Genomic DNA, 19,302 nt, shown 5'->3' with positions numbered 1-19,302 from the left:
ATACCATGAGTCAAAACGTTGTTCTTATTCATAGTGGCGGACAAAAGTTTCAATTTCCAGTTAATCCGGAATCATTCAATATCGCAAGAGAAAAAGGGTATGAAACGTTGACCATATTAAACAATGGAGAGTTTGATCTTCCGCAAGGTCCTAGAATTAAGCAATTTTCATTTTCGTCTTTTTTTCCTGCTAGGTTTGATCCTTCTTACTGCACATGTACCGAGAGCGAATTGCTCAAGCCGGAAAAGGCGACGAATTTGATAAACGAACTTATGCTGCTAAAAAAGCCTGTCCGTTTAATCGTTACGGGAACAGGAATCAATCAACTGGTCTCCGTTTCTTCGCATCACACAACCTATAAAGGAGGAGAGCCTGAAGACCTCTTTTTTGAGGTTGCTTTTCGTGAATGGAGAGCCTTAAAAACTTTGCAGAATACAAACTCCAAAACGGTTGGGGCAAAATCGCGAGAAGATGCAAAAGATAAGCAGAAAGTTTATGTTGTAAAACCTGGAGACTCATTGTTTAAAATTTCAAAGACGGAACTTGGCGACAGTTCGAAATGGACGGAGATCTTTGCGTTGAATAAAAAGCTAATAGGCGTGGATCCCAATAAAATTAAACTGGGTCAAAAGCTGGTGATGCCGTGAATTACAAAGTCATTGTGGAAAACGAACACGATGTTACGGGATTGGTCGAAAAAATCGCTTTAAACGATTCTTTGAGTCAAATTGCTTACCATGCCAATATTACCTTGATTCGTGAGTCGGATTCAAAATTGCCCAGTTTTTCTCCAGGCATGGAAGTTAGGATCAGCGGAATCCCCTATCAAAAAAGCAAATTGGCTCCTCTGCTGCATCCAGGTGTCATTTGGGAGGTTGATAGTCAAGGAAGCGGAAACAGAAATATCTCTTTGACCGTGTACGATAGAACGATTTATTTGAGCAAATCCGAAGATGAATATTTATTTCCTAAAGGACAGTCGGCCACTCAACGCTTAAGAAAATATGCGAAGGATTGGAATATCGTACTTGATCCCGATCTCTCCGATACCGGCGAAAAGTTAGGTAAGTCTGTTTATCGAGCAAGAACCTTATATTCGATGATCGCATCGGATTTGTATGAAACAGTAAAAGCAGGCGGCGATATGTATCATCCTAGAATGACGAATAACGGCTTGCAGCTTTACAAGATCGGTAGCAATGAAACCGTACACGAATTGAGCGATTTTATTAATTTAAATCAAAACCGCACTTTAGAAGGGGCCGTAACTAGAGTGAAGGTCTTGTCGCCCTCAGAACCAGTTGGCGATGAGGCATCACATGTGCTTGCCGTGTTATCGAAGTATACGGAAGAACTTGGGACCCTTCAAAAATTAGTTCAGGACGAAAAAACCAAAACGAGCTCAGCTGCGAAAAAACTCGCTGCCAGCTACTTAAACGGAATTCAGCAATCATTTACTGTAACGCTTCCGGACATTAATACAATACGTGCCGGCGATGCTGTTCATTTGCTGGGCATGAAATTGATTGTCGTATCGCTGAGTAGACAATTGGGAGAACCCGGCGTCTTAAATCTCGAGTTGGCATCTAGCGATTTTGTCAAAAGGAGGTTTTATATTGGCTACTGATCCTTACGCCGAGTTGGTGGATGTCGTGCATGCATTTATGAATAACAAGACCCAACAAGCGGTTGGCGGAGTAGGAGGCGTTTTAGGCACGATCACTTCGTCGGGACTGAAATTAGACGACTTTAAGTACGAACTTAAAGATTATTTGGTAGCTGAACTTCCCGGCAGGCTTACACTTCCTGCTAGAAAAGAGAAAGCGAAAGTCTTAAGTTCTTCATCAGAAGATTCGGAACCGCAAGGATTTGAATTCGAAAATACAGAGATCGAAGAAGCAAATTGGCAGTTGGCGAACGCTTTAAAAGCAGGAGATCGTGTTCTTGCTATTCGGATTCTCGGCGGTAATGAAGTCGTGGTTATTTGTAAGGTGGTGACCATTGATGGATAGTTTATTTCCGGTAGGCAGAGCAGTTAGGAATTTGCCGAATGCGGAAGATTTTTTTGAAGCTAAGCAGAACGAAGTCTTTTTCGGACAGAGTTGGCTATACGACTTCGATTCCGGAGAGTTCGTTATATCTTCAACTGGAAAAGCTGCAGTATGCAGCGAGACTCAGGCATGGATGCAGTGGTGTCAAAAGGCGATCAAAACGCCTCGTTATCATCACATCATTTATTCTAGAAACTACGGTCATGAACTGGATGAATTGGTTGGTTCTTCTTATGCCAAGAGCCTGATTGAGAGCGAAGTTTCAAGAATGGTCAAAGAAGCGCTTATGGTAGATCTTAGAACAGCCGACGTAGATCAATTCGCTTTTGTTTGGAACGGAGACAAATGTACATTTACGTGCAGGATTATCAATGTATATCACGAGCATCAAATTCTGCAAAGCGAGGTGAGGATATGAGCAGTTTGCCAGACTATTTGCAAGATCAAACCGAACAGGCAATTATGCAGCGCATGTTAGATCGATTGCCTGAGCATTTGGATAAGTCAGAAGGATCTCTGGCTTGGGATATGCAGGCCCCTACAGCGTTTATGTTGGCCGAAACAGTTTTATGGGCCAAAGATCTATTGCGACGCGGGTTTGCAAGCACGGCGGCTAGCGACGATCCGAATTTTCGGTCAGAAGAGTTGGATTTACGCGCCAGCGAACACGGAATCGTTCGTCGTCAAGCAACCTACGCAACAGGTTCAATTAGTCTCGAGGGCGTTGCAGGTAAGACGGTCCCGGCAGGGACAGTAGTATCGACTCAAACGGACGAGATGATCACAGAAGCTGCTCTTGAATACGTAACGAGCACTGCGCTAACGCTGGATTCGAATGGAAAAGGGAGCGTTCCCATTCAAGCATTAGAAGCAGGGAAAGCCTCCAACGTTCCTGCTGGAGCAATTAATGTTCTTTCTACTCCTCTAAATGGGATCAAGTCTTTGACCAACGCCCAAGAGTTGGAAGGCGGCACGGACATCGAGAGCGACATGTCGCTGCTGGAACGCTTCTATGCCAAAGTCCGCAATCAAGGCACCAGCGGCAACAAAGCGCAGTACATGCAGTGGGCGGGCGAAGTGCCGGGCGTCGGCGCGAGCCGCGTCATTCCACTCTGGAAAGGCCCCGGCACGGTAGGCATCTACCTGCTCGACAACGACAAACGCGCCGCAAGCGCTTCGATCGTCTCGGCGGTGCAGCAGGTCATCGACCCGACGCGGGACGGACAGGGCGAAGGCGCGGCTCCGGCCGGCCCGATCGTGACCGTGATGCCCGCCGAGGAAGTCGCGATCAACATTGAAGTGACGCCGACGCTTGCCAGCGGTGCGACTACGGCGGACGTGAAAAGGCAGATCGAGGAAGGCGTAACGTCTTATCTCAAGCAGTTGGCTTTTCGCGACCCGCTCGTTCGTTATACGCGCATCGCGGCGATCCTGCTCGATATTCCGCCTCTGATCGACTATGTCGACCTGAAAGTAAACGGGTCCAGCGATCGGAACATCGAGATGAAGGCGCATCAGGTGGCGGTGCTGGGGACGGTGACGGTTCATGCCTAACGGATTGGAAGGGCAGAAAAAGGCCGACGTCGCTTCGACGTTGGCTGCCGTGTACGACGAAGAGCTTCCTCGTTCTCCCAAAGGACAGGAGCTTTTTTCGTATCTGCCGGGTTATTACGAGACGTCGCGGATCATGCGCTCGGATGCCGAAACCAAAGGGCAGGAAATGGACCTGCTTTACACGGCGCTGAATGAGACGTTGGATCAGTTTTTCGTGCGTACGGCGACTTGGGGGCTGGAGATCTGGGAGCGTGAGCTGGATATCGCCGTCGATTCGTCCAAACCGATCGAGCAGCGGCGTTCCGTCGTAGAATCGAAGCTGCGCGGCGGCGGCGTCTTTTCCGGCAAAATGGTTCGGAACGTGGCGGCGGCGTATGAGCAGGGCGAGATCGACGTGGAGTTCCGGCCGCAAGAGTGGGCGTTCACGATCACGTTCGTCGGAACGCGCGGCCTGCCGCCGAATCTGGACGATCTGAAAGCGGCGATCGAGAACATCAAGCCGGCGCATCTGGCGGTCGAATACGCGTTTACGTATCTGCGTTGGGACGAACTCGACAGCAAGAAGCTGACATGGGATCAATTCGACGCGCTTCATCATACTTGGAACGAACTGGAGGTCTGGAAATAATGCCGGAAAAAACGACGAATTTGAACCTGCCGATCCCGCTCGGAAACGAGAACGTGAATCGGCAGTATTTTGTGGACCTGATTCAGGCGATCGACAGCGGGGCGGTGTCGGAGGAGCAGTTGGCCGAGCAGGTGAAACGGCTGACGGAAGGGAAGCAGGATATGCTGCGGTTGGCGGATAACTATCTGGCGGCTTCGGTGCTGGTGAACGCCGCGCCGGACGCGCAGGGGCGGGCTTATCCGGACGGGGTGAGCATGTTTAAAGTGAGCAATGCAGCGGCAGGCTGGCCGGCTGCGAATGGGTATGTGCTGACGATGCGTGCGGGATCGGGCGGGTATCAGATTTTTTACGAGCTGTACACGGGTGCTGTGCAGACGGATAAGACGGCTCGGCAGTGGACGCGATCGAAGCGGGATAGTAATGCGTTTTGGCAGGACTGGGCGCGAGTAGCGACTGAAGTTGACTTGGCTCTCAAAATGGACGCAAACCGGCCCTCGAATCTTCTTCCAAACGGCGGAGCGACAATGGGTTTTTCTGGGTGGCGACAAGTCAATACTTCGGGCGTCGCTGCTTGGGTGTACGGCGCGGATACCGGGCCTTTCTCAGGCGTCTTCCGTTTTTCTGGGACAGCAGCCGGGGCGTTCCGCTACTTGGAATCCGACCTAATTCCCGTAGCGGGAACCGCTCAATACACCGCGTCCGTGTACTTCAATAATCCCGGAACCGGGACCGGGTATTCGTATATTGAGCTAGTAGACCAGTTGGGTAATGTCCTCGGCAGCGTAGCATCCACCGCAGATGCGGGTTTGCACAGAAAATATGTCACGGTCATACTCGGAAGCGGCGTCACAGGGCTGCGAGTTCGGTTAGGGGTGTCTTCTAGTACAACATCCGGCGACAAGTTCTTTTCGCAGGCTGCGCTCCACTACGGGGCTAATTTGCAGTCGTGGAACAATGACGTGGACAGTCGTTTGCTTTTTCAATTATCCAATGATACTAAGACAAAAGTTCGCAGCGCGATCATTGGACAAGGTGGGACAGTTGCGGACGCGGACGGCGACGGGATTCCAACCGGCGATGAATTAGCAGCCGGAGTGAACAGAATTATCCGTAGCCGTGCCGGTAGGGTGCGGGTAGAACAATCCACGTATTTGGGTACGGTCGCCGGGACAGAACTTGTAATTGCGACCTTCCCGGGCGGGTTACAATCCCATATCGTATCATTTGCGTACCGGCATATTAACGGCGAAGGCAGCTTTTCCCTTTCTTATGATCCTACGCAAACGGATTTACGGATTTCGGATAATACGACCACAATAACAATCGCCCATCCCTACTCCACATCCCAGAACGGGAGCCTTATAAGCGTTGCGTTGAACTTTGCTACCGGACTCGCTACGGCCGTCTATGACCAAAACGGGAAGGCGGATACCGTAATAAGCTCGCTGAACAAAAACAATACACTGAAACTTTCGTTCGTGCGTAAACAGGCGGGTAACGGAAATTCGACCTATTGTTACGCTTCTGCTGATATATTCTACGGATAAGGGAGAGGGGAATTTTGAGTATTTATTTGACTTATGGAGAGCCGATTAACGGTCGGGCTAAAATTTTCAACCAATACATGAATCCGTTTGAAGGGCTGGAAGAATCGGAACCGAACGGGTTCATGATTGAGGAAATCCCTGAACCAGAAACGCGGGACGGGTTTTCTTCGATGCTGATGGTCAAGCTTCCGAGCGAGAGCAGCGAAGACAAACCGGAATTATATTATGATTACGTGGCGAGCCCAGAAACAGAGGAAACACAACTTTCAAAGATTCAACGCCAAATCGACACACTGACGGCGCAGGCTGCTGCGCTCGAAACGGGACAAGAAATGCAAGAAGACGTAATCACGGAGATCGTGATGCACGTTTATGAATAATTACCCGCGCTCTACTCTGGCTGATTATGCAGATTACGAGAGGAGGTGAACGAGATATGTTGGCTGTGATGCTCGCGAATCGTATTATCATAGGCAAGCTGGAATACAAGGCTGTGCCAGAGTCGTTGAAGCCGCAGGTTAAGGAACAATTGGAAGAAGCAGGCGTAGGATTCTTCGCCGAAAAGTAAGCCGCCCCCAGATCGGGGCGGCTATTTTTATGCCACGCCCTCGGAACCATCCGAGGGCTCATTTTATTTGACGGGAGATATAGAGGATGGGGGAGCAAATAATCAAGGGGGCGGCTGCGGCGATCGGGGCCGCGCTGGGCCTCTTATTTGGAGGGTGGAATATGCTGCTTAATTTGCTTTTGGCGCTGGTCGTGGTGGACTGGTTGACAGGCTTGGCGGCGGCATGGTATCGGGGCGAACTTCGCAGCCGAGTAGGATTCGTCGGCATCGTTCGGAAGGTCGCCATCTTTGCGGTCGTCGGCATCGCGCATTTGGTCGACAAAGGGTTGGGAAATCTGCATATGTTCAGGGATGCGGTCGTCTTTTTTTATCTGGCTAACGAGTTGCTGTCCGTCATCGAGAACATGGGTAAGATGGGCGTGCCGATGCCGGACATTTTACGGAACGCGGTGCATATTTTCGAATCGAAGTCCGGCCCGACAGAAAACCCGCAGTTGATATCCGAAGAGCAGCCCGAGTCGGTAAAAGCGGAAAAAGCCGAAGAAGTCGCGGCCAAAGTTCCGGAGACCGAAGACAACAAAACGGCTTAAACGGCCGGAGGAGGCAGAACATTGAATCTAAGCAAATACCCCATCGAGCGCTGCTACATCGCCAAGCGCTCCAACACCAGGCCCGGCCTCCGGTTAACCACCGGAGCGCCGGTTTTTTTTGTCGCGCACGATACGGGGAATCCGGGCGCGGACGCAGAGAATCATTATCGCTATTTCAATACGCTCACTGGACGGTCTGCGTCGGCGCATACGTTTATTGACGACCGAAGGATCTTGGAGATCATCCCGACCGGAACCGGGCCGGACGCGGCGGAGAAAGCTTGGCATGTGCTCTACAACGTGACGACCGACAACGAACGTTTCGGTTATAACGCCAACGATGCGGCATTGGGCGTGGAACTGTGTTACGGGGGCGGCATCGATTTCGAAGCGGCTTATCAAAAGTTTGTCTGGTATCTCGCCTACTGCTGCGCCAAGTGGAACAAATCGCCGCATCTCTTTATCCCGAGCCATAAACAGCTGGACCCCGCGCGCAAGATCGACTGCGACAACGCGCTCAAGGCCGGCGGGCGAACGCTTAAGGATCTGATCGCGGACGTCTCGGCCGAACTCGGCAGGTCTTCGTCGTCGTCGCCCGGTCAGCCGTCTTCCCCGGTCAAGCCACCTCAAGCTGCGCCGCCGGGAGGCTCGCCTGTTTCGCCCGGCACCGCAACCGGCTCAGCAAGCTCCGCAACCACGCCGCCCTCGTCGTCGGGGCAACCGTCACAACCAGCGCAGCCCGACTTCGTCCCGCTGCCGGCCGATCTTGCGCTGGCGCTGGTTGCCGAGTACGTGCGCCCCGCTTGGGCGGCGGCCAAAGCGGCGGGTCAGCAGCCGGAAGCGGACCATTTTCACCGCCTTGCCGTCAATTTGCGTTCCGCGGCAGGTGTCGACGATGCGGGGCGCAAGCTGCCTGCGGCTATCAAGCTGCACAAGTTGAACGCGCAGGAGCTGATCTTCCGCTGGCTGTCGCCCGCTTGGTATCGCGCCAAAGCAGTCGGCGATACGAAAGCGGCGGACGCCGCGCATGAGCGGGCGAACCGTCTGCGGTCTGCCTCTGGACTGATTTCTGCGTCGCCGCCGGTTTCGTCCGAATCAGTATGACCATCCGTGCATCGTCGTTTGCGAACGCTTCGAATCCCCGCCTCGCCGAATTTCCGACTCCGGAAGTTCGGCGAGGCTTTTTTGTGTTTTATAGATCCGGCTGTGACTCATGTCCGTGCGTCTCGATGCCCGTTTCCGTTACGGTAAGCCCATACCGTATGCTTTTAACGCAAACAAATCTTGAAGGAGGAACCGGATATGCGAAATACGAATCCCTCTCAAGCGGTAAGCCGAATGCCGCAATCTCAAACCGTCCGCCGCCGCATCTCGCCTGCCGTTTTCGTCTTGATCGTGCTCCATATGATCCTCGGCCTCGGCGCGATCGGAGGCGGCGTCATGCTGATCGCCGATCCGAGCGGGGAGAAGATGGGCATGCCGCTTTCGATTCTCGAACGGACCTTTTTCCCGAGTTATCTGATCCCCGGCATTCTGCTCCTGTTGGTCTTCGGCGTCTTGCCGCTGCTGGTCGCTTACGCGCTCCGGCGTCAACCGAATTGGCCGATCGCGGAAGCCGTCAATCCGTATCGCGGCGAACTTCATCCGGTCTGGGCGCTATCGCTCTATGTCGGCTTCGGACAGATCATCTGGATCATGGTGCAGACGTACATGATGAACGCCGTCGCCGCCGTACATCTGGGTTATACGGCGCTCGGGTTGCTGATCTTGATCGTCACGCTGCTGCCTGCGGTGCGGACCTATTGCTTGAACGGATAAGCGAACCATAACCCCGCAACATTCCCCCAAAAAACTCGAACCGCGGAATCCGCGCAAACCCGCAGCCGTCCTGATCGGCAGAGACGGATTCGGCTGCGCGGGCGTTCGGCGGTTCGAGTTCTTTTTCTGCGCAGCCGTACAACCGTTCCCCGGTTACCGCCCCGTTCTCTGGTATAATGGAAAGCGGACGCCCGAAGTCTTTGACACGACAGGGAAAACGGGTATAATCGACTCCAACTGATTCATCTGACAGAGAGGACGGACTGGGACCGATATGAGTTTGACGAATAAAAGAGAACACCGGCAGTATGCCGAAGACAAGCACGAAGCTTCGCGGTCCGCGTTCGAGCGCGACTATTCGAGGTTGATCCACTCCCCGACCTTCCGCCGCCTGCAGGGCAAATCGCAGGTATTCGGCGCGGGAACGGGCGATTATTACCGCACGCGGCTGACGCACTCGCTGGAAGTGGCGCAGATCGCGCGGCAGGCGGCCAAGAATCTCGTGTTCCAATATCCCGAGATCACGCTGGAACGCGCCGACCATCCGGGGCTGGTGCTGAATCCGGAAGTCGTGGAATGCGCGTCGATCGCGCACGACTTCGGCCATCCGCCGTTCGGGCACAAAGGCGAGGAAGTGCTGGCCGACATTCTGGAGAAGCTGATCGAAGAACGCACCCGCAAAGCGCTTCGCGGCAAAAAAGAATCGGCCGAGCAAAAACGCGAGAAACGCAGCGAAATGCGCTACCGGTACGAACATTTCGAGGGCAACGCCCATAATTTTCGGTTAATGATGTTTCTGGAGAAGCGGGAGAATCTCGACGGGCTGAATCTGTCGGACGCGGTTCTTCTGGGGATTAACAAATATCCGTTCTCCGGGCTTGAAAATAAAAAAGGCATGTACAGGAACGAATGGAACTACATCTCGGAGATCCGCAAAGAATGGCGCATTCCGGAACGCAAAACGACGCTGGAAGCGCAGTTGATGGATCTGTGCGACGACATCGCGTATTCCGCGCACGATCTCGAAGACGGGATCAAAGCGGGCAAGATCGAAGTCCACGAGCATTTTATGCACGACGAAGGCACGCACCGGCTGATTCTGGAGAAAATTCAAACGCTGGAAGACCGGGTGTGGCAGGGCGTGGACCGCGAATCGATCAGCATGAAGGTCAGCGAAGTGTTGGACGATTACCTGAGAGTCTGGAACATGAAATGGCCGGTGTGCGACCGCGATTTCTCCCGGACGCGCCGCGAAGTGAAAGCGTATTGGGTCAATCATTTCGTAAGCAGCTTGGGCGTGATCGACGACGGCAATTGGAAAAAAGTAACGTTCGTCAAAGACGGCGCGGAAAACGACGATATGCTGCGGACGGTGAGCGTGCTGAAAAGCTTCGCGTGGGTCACCATGATTCGCGACCTGCGCGTGCAGCGTCTGCAAAAACGCAGCGAATGGATCATCCGGCGGCTGTGGGACGCGTTCGTCGATCCCAAAACGGCCGTTTCGATCATTCCCGGCGACTGGATTCACCGCTTTGAACGCGATCAGCGGCAGGAGACGCCGGTATGGACTTGGGAACGCATGGTGATCGACTACATCGCGGGCATGACCGACATGTATGCGGAGAAAATCTATAACGAGCTGTACGGCCTGAAGGTCGGCTCCATCTACGACATCGACTAAGGCGCGTGCGCGAATTGCGAACGAAGCGGATGCAGACGAATTTCGTTCTCGACGACGAAGGTTCCCGGAGGCATGCGGGGCACGTCAAGAGGCACTGACGCAGCAGAGTAGAGGGCGAAAAGGCGGCTAAAGATGCAAGTCGTTAAGGTCGCGTGCACGGCCTAGGAGCGCCGGGCCGGCTTCGAACGACTTCGCGGCCGAATCGGCCGAGGATGGCGGATCGGGCGGCGGACCGAAGAAATTCGGACGTCAAGGAAGGGGTAAGGCAACATGGACAAATTGACGTTGGGCATTCTGGATATGTCGCCGAGGCTCGGCGGCGCTTCGGACGAAGAAGCGTTGAGCCAGTCGGCAAGGCTGGCGACGCTTGCGGAAGAATGGGGATACGAACGGTATTGGCTGTCGGAGCACCACGGCATGGACAGTCTGGCCTGCACCGCGCCGGAAGTGATGCTGGCGCATATAGGGGCGCGTACGAGCCGGATTCGCATCGGCGCGGGCGCGGTGCTGCTGCCGCACTATAGTCCGCTTAAGGTCGCGGAGTGCTTCAACATGTTGGCGGCCTTGTATCCGGGCCGGATCGATCTCGGGATCGGCCGCGCGCCGGGCGGCGACGCGCATACGACGATGGCGCTGAGCGGGAATTTCCTCGCGCATGTGGGCGAGATGCCGGAGAAAGTGGAGCAGCTCTGCCAGCTGATGAGCGGCGCTTACCGCTACGACGGCGAGCCGGTGCGCGCCCGGCCGAACCCTGTGCAGCCGCCCGAGCTGTGGATGCTCGGGACCAATACCAAGAGCGCGGGGTTGGCCGCTTCCTGCGGGGCCTATTACGCGTTCGGGCAGTTCATGAGCACGAGCGACGGACCGGAGATCGTGCAGTCTTACCGCGAAGCCTATCAGCCTTCCGAGACGCGCGAACAGGCGAAAGTCATGGTCGCGGTGCACGTGATCTGCGCGGCCAGCGACAGCGCGGCTCTCACGTTGGCCGAAAGATTCCGGGCGCAGTTCCCGGAATCGCCGGTCGGCCGTTCGGAGCTGAAAGGCGACGACGACCGGCTGTCGCTGATCGTCGGCGACGTGCAGCGCGTGCGCGAGCGGCTGTTGGAGCTTCGCGCTCTGTATCAAGCCGACGAGATCATGCTCGTTTGTCCGGCGATCGGGTACGAGGAGCGGTTGGAGTCGTATCGCCTGACGGCGCTTGCGGCGGGGCTGATCGATTCCTGATCACACGGTTCCGCGGAATCAGCGGCACCGGGACGAGCACGATCCCGTAAGCGATCTCGCGAGTCGGTTTTATCGTGCGGACGAATAAGATCGCATGCGCGACTGCGCAAAGCGCAAGTTGTTGGCACGACTCGAAGCTTGAAGCGAACGAAGATTTTTCGTTGGCTTCAGGCTTTTTGTTTTGTTATCGGAAAAGAACTCGGAAAAATGCGCCGCCGATCGAGAAGACGTTGACAGAGCGGGTCTGTTCCATGCGATCTATGAACAAGCCGGTGTCTGCCTTGAGATTCTAACGGAACGAGGCGACGCTTAGAAGAGGTTTTGGGAAGCGCTGGATTTCTAACGGAACGAGCTGAGGCTTAAACGGGAAAACAGCGATTTTTTTACGGTTTTCGGCCTTTTTCGCGCCGCTAACGAATCGAGGTTCCGTTAGCGGTCGGAGAACGGTTGAAACGGCGTTCTAACGAATCCGTGTTCCGTTAAATTACTGCGTTTCTGCGAAGAGCGATCGGACGTTTGATTGTAACGTCTCGGCAAGATCGAACAGATTTTTCTATCGCTATTCCGCCTTCTTCGACTCCGCCTCTTCCTCCGTCTCCGTCTCGGGCCGCTTGCCGACTCGGTCCGAAGAACGAGACGAATTCCGGTCCGGCGGTCAATTCGAACGATCCTCGTTTTCCTTATACTGGATACAGAAGGTCGAACAGAGGAAGCGAGGAGAGAAGGATGGAACAACAAACGGGAAGCGCTGCGGACAAAGCGCCCAAAGGCACGTTCAAACGTCTGGCTGCCTATATTCGCCGTTACAAAGCGCTGTATGCGGGACTGAGCGTCGTATCGCTGGTGAAAATCGGGCTGAGCCTGAGCATCGCTTGGTTTCTGGCATTGGTCACGAACGCGGCGGTGTACGGTTCGGAGCAGTCGTGGGGAACGCTGCTGGCGATCGGCGGAGGAATCCTGATCGGCGAAGTGGTCGTGTATTATATCGATCAGGTGCTGCGCACCAAAGCGTCCGCTTCGATCCGCAAAGATCTGCGCGAAGATACGCTGCATCATATTCTGAGACTGCCGACGAAGTATACGGACCGGCATCATTCGGGCGAATTCCTGTCCCGGATGACCAGCGACAATCAGGCGGTCGGCGAAGCGATGGGCACGACGCTGTTCGGACTGCTCAGCAATCCGCTGCTGGCGATCGCCGCTTTCGTCTATCTGCTGACGATCAGTTGGCCGATGGCGCTGCTGTGCTTCGCGATGGGCCCCGTCATGATCTTGATCGGCGGGCTGACGGGCAAAGCGATGCGCCGCAGCGCGGCCGGCCAGCAGGAAGCGGTCGGCGAAGCGACGGTATATCTGCAGGACGCGTTCGGCGCGCCGACCGTGGTCAAAGCGTACGGCATGGAGCGGCGCACGTTCGACGCGTTCGTGAAACGCAGCCGCGAGATCTTGAGATGGGAAATGCGCAGCGCGCGGATCCAAGGCGGAAGCGCGGCGGCCAGCGCTTTTGCCGGCAATCTGATGTTCGTCGGCGCGATCGTGGCGGGCGCTTATCTGGTGAAGACCGGCAGCATCGCCGTCGGGTCCATGCTGGCTTTTATCCAGCTCATGAACTATCTGGTCATGCCGTTCAGCGTGCTGCCGGGCATGTGGGCGAGCATGCAGCAGGGATTGGGAGCCGCCGACCGGATCTTCAAAGTCATCGACGCGCCGGCGGAAACCGGCGAGCTGCGCGAGTCGGCCGGCAAGCCTGCCGCGCTGCGCGAATTGAAGATCGAAAACATGAGCTTCGCCTATGAGACGTCTTCGGATAACGGAAGCGCGGACAGCGCGCAAACGGAAAGCAAAGGCCTGCACGGGCTGAACCTGACCGCCCGCTCCGGCGAGACGATCGCGCTGGTCGGCGAGAGCGGCGGAGGAAAGACTACGCTGTTCAAGCTGCTGCTGGGTTTGTACCCGCCCCAAGAAGGACGTCTGCTGCTGAACGGCGAAGATTCCGAAGCGATGAATCCGCAGCATCGCCGGAATTATTTCGCTTGGGTGCCGCAGGAAGCGCATCTGTTCTCCGGCACGATCCGCGACAATATCGCGGACGGATCGCCGGAAGCGGGCGAACAGCAGATCGAATGGGCGGCGCGCATGGCGGAAGCTTACGATTTCATCCGGGAATTCCCGGACGGGTTCGACACGAAGATCGGGGAACGCGGCGCGCGGCTCTCCGGCGGCCAGCGCCAGCGGATCGCCATCGCCCGCGCGCTGCTGCGCGACGCGCCGGTGCTGCTGCTCGACGAAGCCACGTCGGCGCTCGACAACGAATCGGAACGCAAAGTGCAGAAAGCGCTGGATCAGCTCAAAAAAGGCCGGACGACGTTCGTGATCGTGCACCGACTCTCGACCGTGCAGGGCGCGGACCGGATCGTCGTCATGGAACAAGGCCGAGCGATCGAAAGCGGCACGCACGAAGAATTGATGGCGCTCGAAGGCCGGTACTGCGCGCTGTACCGGGCGCAGATGCGCGAACGGCAGGAAGAAGCGGCCGTGACCGCTTCGTAATCGTCGAGTCTCTGCTTCGCAAAAAGCGGAGACTCGATTTGTTTCGATCGTTCTTGGTGAGTCTTGCTCGATCCTTATCGACTCGATGTCGAACCCCGAGATCTCCTCGAAAAGAAACCCGCCTTCTAAAGCGCTGATGCGCTTCCGAAGACGGGTTGTTTTGCTGCAAGAAAATACAGTTCGTGCTTCGTTTCGGAGCAGGAGTGCGCCGAAGGCGTGCCGGGGCAAGTCAAGCAGCATGAATACGGCGCTGCCGATTCGATCACGCATCTGAGGCGAATTCGAGAGGCGAAAAGACGCCTCAATATACATGCCGTTAAATTTGCCTACATCGCCTAAAACGCCGATCTTCCGGGCGGCTTCGTCTGCCGCTCCGCGTAAGCGCGCAGCCGCGCCGTGCCTTCGGCGATCTGCCGCTCGTTGAGCAGCGAATAGCTCAGGCGGATATGCCGATCCGCCTGCCCGTCCGGATCGAAGAACGAACCGGGCACGAAGGCGACGGTATCGGTGTGCCGTCCGCCCAGCGAATCGGCCAACAGCCGCTCCGGATGAAGGCCTTCGGGCAGCTCGATCCACAGATTCAAGCCGCCCGAAGGCGAGTGCCAACGCCAGCCGGAACCGGCCAGCGCCGTTTCCATCGCTTCTTTGCGGAGCTGCAAAGCGATCCGCAGTTTGTGCAGATGGCTGCGCGAGCGTTCGGACTGGAAATGATGCGCGAACACTTTCTGGTTCAGCAGCGGCGTGCCGCCGCCGCTGCGCGCTTTGGCCGCCAGCAGCCTGCGCATCAGCGGCGGAGGCGCGGCCAGGCAGCCGATCCGCAGGCCGGGAAAGACGTATTTGCTGAAGCTGCGGACATAGATCGTATGGCCCGACGTATCGTAGCCGTACACCGGCGCGGGCGGCGGCGAGCCGAAATAAATGTCCCGGAACGCGTCGTCTTCGACCAGAATGCAGCCGTACGTCTCGGCCAGATCGGCGAGCTGCTTGCGCTGTTCGGGCGGCACGCACCAGCCGGTCGGATTATGGAAAGTCGGGTTCATATAGAACAGCACCGGTCGATAGCGGCGCATCAGGGCCTCTACTTCGTCCATCCGGTAGCCGTCCGGCCGAATGCCGACCGGCAGCAGCCGGGCGTTGCGATGCCGGAACATCTCGATCGCCACGCTGTAGCTCGGCTGCTCGATCAGCACGGCGTCGCCGGGACGGACCAACGCTTCGCAGGCCAGATGAATCGCTTCCTGCGCGCCGCCGGTGACCAATACTTCCGATTCGGCGATATCGACGCCGCAGGCTTCCGACAGATACCGCCGCAGCGCTTCGAGCAGTTCCTCGTCGCCGCGAAGCGGCGCGTAGGTTCCGAGCACGCGCGGATACCGGTCGAAGACCTGCTTGGCCTGCTCCGCCAGATACGTATTGGGCAGCAGCAGCGGATCGATCAGCGCTTGCGAGAATTGATACGCGCAGTCCACGCTGTGCAGCTCCCCGAGCAGAGCGGGAAGAGGAGACAGCGCTTCGTCCTCTACGGCCGCCAAGTTTGCGGGAGCGTCTGGATCGGGATCATGCCGATGCGCGTCGATCGTTTCCCGGCGGCTCGCGATCCGTTCTTCGTTCGGCCGAGGCATGATGACGTAATATCCGGATTTCTCCCGCGACTCGACCCATCCGTCTTCTTTGAGCATGCCGTAAGCTTTGAACACGGTCAGCCGATGCAGTCCGGTCTTTTCCGACATGCGCCGCACCGAAGGCAGCTTCTCGCCTTGAATCCAATCCCCGCGCGCGATGCTCGCCCGCAGTTCGGCGGCCAACCCGACCGACGTTTTGGCCTGCCGAAGTTCGTCGCCGTGAAGTTCCGTTCGAATGTTTGCTTCCATGCCGATCACTCCTTTGTTTCGATTGTACCGTATATTCGGCATGTCGACGTCCCGCCATCTGTTCTATCTAAGGTCATCTGTTCTATGCGCTCTCCTATACAATAAAGCAAACGAAGGGGGAGAAACAGATGATTTTGCTCGGCTATCTTACGATGTGCCTGATTTTCGGGACGACTTTTCTGGCGATCAAAATGGGCGTGGAAGCCGGCCTGCCGCCGTTCTTCGGCGCGGGAGTGCGTTTCTTCGCGGCCGGGCTGCTGGTCATGCTCTATATGGCGGCTCGGCGCAAAGTCAGTTTCTCGCTGCTGCTGCGCAAAGAAACGCTGTTTACAGGCTTCGGCTTGACGTTCTGCACGTTCGCGGCGCTGTATTGGGCGGAGCAGTATATTTCGTCGGGACTCGCGTCCGTGCTGTCGGCGACCGGACCGGCTTTTATCCTGCTGCTGCAAGCCGGCGTCTCGCGGATCCGGATTCCGAAGATCGCTTTGACCGGTACGCTGATCGGCACGGCCGGCGTCGCGCTGCTGCTTCTGCCCGGAGCGGAAAGCGCGCACGGGAAGATGTGGCTGATCGCGGGGCTGGTCGTGGTCGCGGGAGAGATCGGCTACGCGAGCGGCGCGCTGCTGGCCAAACACGCCAGCGCCAAACTGCCGGAAGCATCCCCGATCTCGCTCAACGCGGCCCAGATGATGCACGGCGGCTGGATGCTGCTTCTGCTCTCGCTGCTCGCGGAGCGCGGACATGCCGGCATCGCGGATTATTCGCAGGCGCTGCTGTCGCTGCTCTATCTGACTTTGATCGGCTCGATGGCAGGGCATACGCTGTTCTATTGGCTGGTCTCGCGGACGCATCCGGTCTTTCCGACGACTTGGCTCTACGTCTCGCCGTTTATCGCGCTTGCATTGGGCGCGCGTCTCTACGGCGAGCCGCTGCATTGGAACGCGGCGGTCGGCTCGCTGGTCGTCTTGGCCGGCGTGCTGCTGACCAATTGGCCTTCGATCCGCTCGCTGCTGCGAGCCCGGCGATCGGCCGCCGAGGCACGCGGCGGGGCCTGAATCCGCACGCAGGAAGACGGCGAAGCCGCGTCCGCACGCGCAAAAAAAGCACGGAGAACGGACTTCGGTCCGCTTCCCGTGCTTTTTTTCTACTATAATATAGGCCGTGAATCCCGCGTCTTCGTTTCAGTATTTCTTGGAGTAGTCGACCAAGTTGCGCGGCAGCGTCTCGCCCCGTACGTAAGCTCTCAGGTTGTCGACGAAAATCTCCGCCGCCCGCTCGTCGTAATGGTCGGTGTTGCCCGCCACGTGCGGGGTCAAGATTACGTCTTCGCGTTTCCACAGCGGATGGTCTTCCGGCAGCGGTTCTTGTTCGAAGACGTCCAGCGCGGCGCCGGACAAGCGGCCGGAATCGAGCGCTTCGATCAACGCGTCGGTGTCGGTGCTCGGTCCGCGTCCCACGGTAATGTAGATCGCGCCGCGTTTCATGTAAGCGAAGCTGTCGCGATTGAAGAAATGGCGCGTCTCGTCCGTCAGCGGCAGGATATTCACGATCACGTCGCCTTTGGCGAACGCTTCTTCGATGCCGTCCGTCTTGTACATCTCGTCGAAATGTTCTTCGGAACGTCCCGAATGGCGCACGCCGATCGTGGTCATGCCGAACGCTTTCGCGACGCGCGCCGTGGCCCGTCCGATATGTCCGGTTCCGACGACCACCAGCGTGCGGCCGTGAATCTCGCCGTAGAGGCCGTTATGCGCTTCGCCTTTTTCCCATTTGCCGCGTACTTGACTGCGAATGTTGCCGTCCAGATTGCGCGTCATCGCCAGCAGCACCGCGAAGATATGCTCGGAGATCGGAATCGCGTGCACGCCGCCGGAAGTGGTGAGCGATACGCTTTTTTCTTCGAAACGGTCCATCGGGAAATAATCGACGCCGGCCGACCAAGACTGCACCCATTTGAGGTTGTCGCTGCCTACGGCTTCTTGTTCCAGATCGCGGTTCCAACCGACCAGAATCTCGGCTTCGCGAATCTGCTTCGCGGTCGCTTCTTTCGCCTTTACGGTCTTCAATTCGTAGTCCGGAGCGATCTCGCGGATCTGCTGCTTGTACTTCTCGTCAAATTCGTAGAACGTCAATATCGTCGGCATGTCCGCTGTTCCTCCTTCGTTTTCGAAAAAGCTCTCCTTCTTATCTTAGCAAAGTTTGTTCCGTAAATCTTCCGAACCCGGGCAAAGGACAGAGCGAGCAGGCAGAAAACGGGTATAATACGCATAGAGCGGGCCGAACGCGATAGAGGAATAAATGCAGGCTTCGGACTCGAATATCCGGAAGGAGCGGTTTATGATCGCAAAATATATCGTGTACGCCGTCGACTTCGGATACCGGATGTACATTCGGATTCGCGACGACGAGGTGAGCGGGATCGGCGCGCAGCTCGCGTATTATCTGCTGCTGTCGTTTTTCCCGTTTCTCATCTTTCTCGTTACGCTGGTCGGCTACGTCGACTTGTCGATCGACGAGATGATGGAGCTGGCGCGCCAAGTCGTGCCGGGAGCGGCGATGGACACCGTGGAAAATATTCTCGGCGAAGTCACGCAGGGGAACGGCACGCTGCTGTCGATCGGGATGATCGCCACGCTGTGGACCGCTTCGCGAGGCATCAACGCCGTGATCAAAGGCCTCAACAAAGCGTACGACGTCGAAGAAAGCCGCAAATTCTGGCAGATTCGCCTCGTTTCGCTGCTGTCCACGCTGGTACTCGGAGTCGTGCTGCTGGTCAGCGTGCTGCTGCTTGTCTTCGGACGGTGGATCGGCGATCAGCTCGACCGGCTGCTCAGTTATCCGCCGGGTTTCCGGCAGACGTGGGATCTGCTGCAATACGTCACGCCGCTGGTCGTGCTGATCGCGGTGTTCACCGCTTTGTATTGGATCGCGCCCAATCGGCAGATCAAGATTCGGGAAGCGCTGCCGGGCGCGGTCTGCGCGACGATCGGCTGGGTTTTGACTTCGCTGGCTTTTTCGTTCTACGTCAACAACTTCGGCAACTTCACCAAGACGTACGGCAGCCTCGGCGGGATCATTATCCTGCTGACTTGGCTGTATCTCAGCTCGATCATCGTGATGGTGGGCGGAGAGATCAATGCCACGCTGAAAGCGGGCAAGAACGATCGGCGAAGAGGCCTCGCGGCGCAGGAGCCGAAATCTTGAGCGGAAGAATGATGTG

Annotated in this window: 19 protein-coding genes; 17 read left to right on the top strand and 2 right to left on the bottom strand. The window is 56.4% G+C overall.

What is annotated here, in order from left to right; all coding sequences use genetic code 11:
- The first annotated feature begins 5 nt into the window (after positions 1 to 5).
- From CDO73_RS00575 to CDO73_RS00510, 15 genes are all read left to right on the top strand, one after another.
- On the top strand, positions 6 to 647 hold the full coding sequence (locus CDO73_RS00575) for a LysM peptidoglycan-binding domain-containing protein (protein ID WP_088486537.1): 642 nt from the start codon (positions 6 to 8) through the stop codon (positions 645 to 647).
- A complete protein-coding gene (locus tag CDO73_RS00570; RefSeq protein WP_088486536.1) occupies positions 644 to 1,627 on the top strand; it encodes an XkdQ/YqbQ family protein in 984 nt (327 codons plus the stop codon). Before CDO73_RS00575 ends, CDO73_RS00570 begins: the two co-directional genes overlap by 4 nt.
- Positions 1,617 to 2,012: a hypothetical protein gene (locus tag CDO73_RS00565; protein WP_373446891.1), complete on the top strand. Its 396-nt coding sequence runs from the start codon at positions 1,617 to 1,619 to the stop codon at positions 2,010 to 2,012. Before CDO73_RS00570 ends, CDO73_RS00565 begins: the two co-directional genes overlap by 11 nt.
- Positions 2,005 to 2,469 carry a DUF2634 domain-containing protein gene (locus CDO73_RS00560; protein WP_088486535.1) on the top strand — a complete coding sequence of 155 codons (465 nt, stop codon included), beginning with the start codon at positions 2,005 to 2,007 and terminating at the stop codon, positions 2,467 to 2,469. The genes CDO73_RS00565 and CDO73_RS00560 overlap by 8 nt, the downstream gene beginning before the upstream one ends.
- Entirely contained in the window at positions 2,466 to 3,605 is a 1,140-nt protein-coding gene (locus CDO73_RS00555) for a baseplate J/gp47 family protein (protein WP_088486534.1), read from the top strand. The genes CDO73_RS00560 and CDO73_RS00555 overlap by 4 nt, the downstream gene beginning before the upstream one ends.
- Positions 3,598 to 4,233 (top strand): putative phage tail protein, encoded by a 636-nt coding sequence (locus CDO73_RS00550; protein ID WP_088486533.1) that lies wholly within the window; start codon positions 3,598 to 3,600, stop codon positions 4,231 to 4,233. The genes CDO73_RS00555 and CDO73_RS00550 overlap by 8 nt, the downstream gene beginning before the upstream one ends.
- Complete coding sequence (locus CDO73_RS00545; protein WP_088486532.1) at positions 4,233 to 5,780, top strand: hypothetical protein; 1,548 nt, start codon at positions 4,233 to 4,235, stop codon at positions 5,778 to 5,780. The genes CDO73_RS00550 and CDO73_RS00545 overlap by 1 nt, the downstream gene beginning before the upstream one ends.
- 14 nt (positions 5,781 to 5,794) lie before the next feature.
- Positions 5,795 to 6,160, top strand: a complete 366-nt coding sequence (locus tag CDO73_RS00540; protein ID WP_088486531.1) for a hypothetical protein — start codon at positions 5,795 to 5,797, stop codon at positions 6,158 to 6,160.
- Between the two features lie 56 nt (positions 6,161 to 6,216).
- Entirely contained in the window at positions 6,217 to 6,348 is a 132-nt protein-coding gene (locus tag CDO73_RS27040; protein WP_256972497.1) for a CD1375 family protein, read from the top strand.
- Positions 6,349 to 6,434: 86 nt separating this feature from the next.
- A complete protein-coding gene (locus CDO73_RS00535; RefSeq protein ID WP_088486530.1) occupies positions 6,435 to 6,938 on the top strand; it encodes a phage holin family protein in 504 nt (167 codons plus the stop codon).
- A gap of 21 nt (positions 6,939 to 6,959) precedes the next feature.
- Complete coding sequence (locus CDO73_RS00530; RefSeq protein ID WP_088486529.1) at positions 6,960 to 8,042, top strand: peptidoglycan recognition protein family protein; 1,083 nt, start codon at positions 6,960 to 6,962, stop codon at positions 8,040 to 8,042.
- 234 nt (positions 8,043 to 8,276) lie between these two features.
- Positions 8,277 to 8,756 carry a hypothetical protein gene (locus CDO73_RS00525; RefSeq protein WP_088486703.1) on the top strand — a complete coding sequence of 160 codons (480 nt, stop codon included), beginning with the start codon at positions 8,277 to 8,279 and terminating at the stop codon, positions 8,754 to 8,756.
- 274 nt (positions 8,757 to 9,030) lie between these two features.
- A complete protein-coding gene (locus CDO73_RS00520) occupies positions 9,031 to 10,437 on the top strand; it encodes a deoxyguanosinetriphosphate triphosphohydrolase family protein (protein ID WP_088486528.1) in 1,407 nt (468 codons plus the stop codon).
- Positions 10,438 to 10,707: 270 nt separating this feature from the next.
- The gene (locus CDO73_RS00515; RefSeq protein ID WP_088486527.1) at positions 10,708 to 11,661 is read left to right on the top strand and encodes an MsnO8 family LLM class oxidoreductase; all 954 of its coding nucleotides are present in this window, start codon (positions 10,708 to 10,710) and stop codon (positions 11,659 to 11,661) included.
- Positions 11,662 to 12,387: 726 nt separating this feature from the next.
- Entirely contained in the window at positions 12,388 to 14,211 is a 1,824-nt protein-coding gene (locus tag CDO73_RS00510) for an ABC transporter ATP-binding protein (protein WP_088486526.1), read from the top strand.
- 335 nt (positions 14,212 to 14,546) lie between these two features.
- Here CDO73_RS00510 and CDO73_RS00505 read toward each other — a convergent pair whose 3' ends face one another.
- Positions 14,547 to 16,082, bottom strand: a complete 1,536-nt coding sequence (locus CDO73_RS00505; protein WP_088486525.1) for an aminotransferase-like domain-containing protein — start codon at positions 16,080 to 16,082, stop codon at positions 14,547 to 14,549.
- A 128-nt stretch (positions 16,083 to 16,210) separates the two neighbouring features.
- On the opposite strand from CDO73_RS00505, the gene CDO73_RS00500 reads away from it, so the two are divergent.
- Positions 16,211 to 17,137, top strand: a complete 927-nt coding sequence (locus CDO73_RS00500; RefSeq protein ID WP_088486524.1) for a DMT family transporter — start codon at positions 16,211 to 16,213, stop codon at positions 17,135 to 17,137.
- Positions 17,138 to 17,263: 126 nt separating this feature from the next.
- Here CDO73_RS00500 and CDO73_RS00495 read toward each other — a convergent pair whose 3' ends face one another.
- Positions 17,264 to 18,226: a D-2-hydroxyacid dehydrogenase gene (locus CDO73_RS00495; RefSeq protein WP_088486523.1), complete on the bottom strand. Its 963-nt coding sequence runs from the start codon at positions 18,224 to 18,226 to the stop codon at positions 17,264 to 17,266.
- A 193-nt stretch (positions 18,227 to 18,419) separates the two neighbouring features.
- Between CDO73_RS00495 and CDO73_RS00490 the strand changes: the two genes are divergently transcribed.
- A complete protein-coding gene (locus CDO73_RS00490; protein ID WP_088486522.1) occupies positions 18,420 to 19,286 on the top strand; it encodes a YihY/virulence factor BrkB family protein in 867 nt (288 codons plus the stop codon).
- The last annotated feature ends 16 nt before the right edge of the window (positions 19,287 to 19,302 follow it).

It is taken from the genome of Saccharibacillus sp. O23 (genome assembly GCF_002205895.1).
Classification (GTDB): domain Bacteria; phylum Bacillota; class Bacilli; order Paenibacillales; family Paenibacillaceae; genus Saccharibacillus.
Note: the sequence above shows the minus strand (reverse complement) of the source record. Positions and strands in the feature narration are given on the sequence as shown.

Excerpts from the sequence above, each read along its gene's own strand:
- CDO73_RS00575 (WP_088486537.1), top strand. The coding sequence starts at position 6 with ATGAGTCAAAACGTTGTTCTTATTCATAGTGGCGGACAAAAGTTTCAA.
- CDO73_RS00560 (WP_088486535.1), top strand. The coding sequence starts at position 2,005 with ATGGATAGTTTATTTCCGGTAGGCAGAGCAGTTAGGAATTTGCCGAAT.
- CDO73_RS00555 (WP_088486534.1), top strand. The coding sequence starts at position 2,466 with ATGAGCAGTTTGCCAGACTATTTGCAAGATCAAACCGAACAGGCAATT.
- CDO73_RS00550 (WP_088486533.1), top strand. The coding sequence starts at position 3,598 with ATGCCTAACGGATTGGAAGGGCAGAAAAAGGCCGACGTCGCTTCGACG.
- CDO73_RS00545 (WP_088486532.1), top strand. The coding sequence starts at position 4,233 with ATGCCGGAAAAAACGACGAATTTGAACCTGCCGATCCCGCTCGGAAAC.
- CDO73_RS27040 (WP_256972497.1), top strand. The coding sequence starts at position 6,217 with ATGTTGGCTGTGATGCTCGCGAATCGTATTATCATAGGCAAGCTGGAA.
- CDO73_RS00535 (WP_088486530.1), top strand. The coding sequence starts at position 6,435 with ATGGGGGAGCAAATAATCAAGGGGGCGGCTGCGGCGATCGGGGCCGCG.
- CDO73_RS00525 (WP_088486703.1), top strand. The coding sequence starts at position 8,277 with ATGCCGCAATCTCAAACCGTCCGCCGCCGCATCTCGCCTGCCGTTTTC.
- CDO73_RS00520 (WP_088486528.1), top strand. The coding sequence starts at position 9,031 with ATGAGTTTGACGAATAAAAGAGAACACCGGCAGTATGCCGAAGACAAG.
- CDO73_RS00515 (WP_088486527.1), top strand. The coding sequence starts at position 10,708 with ATGGACAAATTGACGTTGGGCATTCTGGATATGTCGCCGAGGCTCGGC.
- CDO73_RS00510 (WP_088486526.1), top strand. The coding sequence starts at position 12,388 with ATGGAACAACAAACGGGAAGCGCTGCGGACAAAGCGCCCAAAGGCACG.
- CDO73_RS00505 (WP_088486525.1), bottom strand. The coding sequence starts at position 16,082 with ATGGAAGCAAACATTCGAACGGAACTTCACGGCGACGAACTTCGGCAG.
- CDO73_RS00500 (WP_088486524.1), top strand. The coding sequence starts at position 16,211 with ATGATTTTGCTCGGCTATCTTACGATGTGCCTGATTTTCGGGACGACT.
- CDO73_RS00495 (WP_088486523.1), bottom strand. The coding sequence starts at position 18,226 with ATGCCGACGATATTGACGTTCTACGAATTTGACGAGAAGTACAAGCAG.
- CDO73_RS00490 (WP_088486522.1), top strand. The coding sequence starts at position 18,420 with ATGATCGCAAAATATATCGTGTACGCCGTCGACTTCGGATACCGGATG.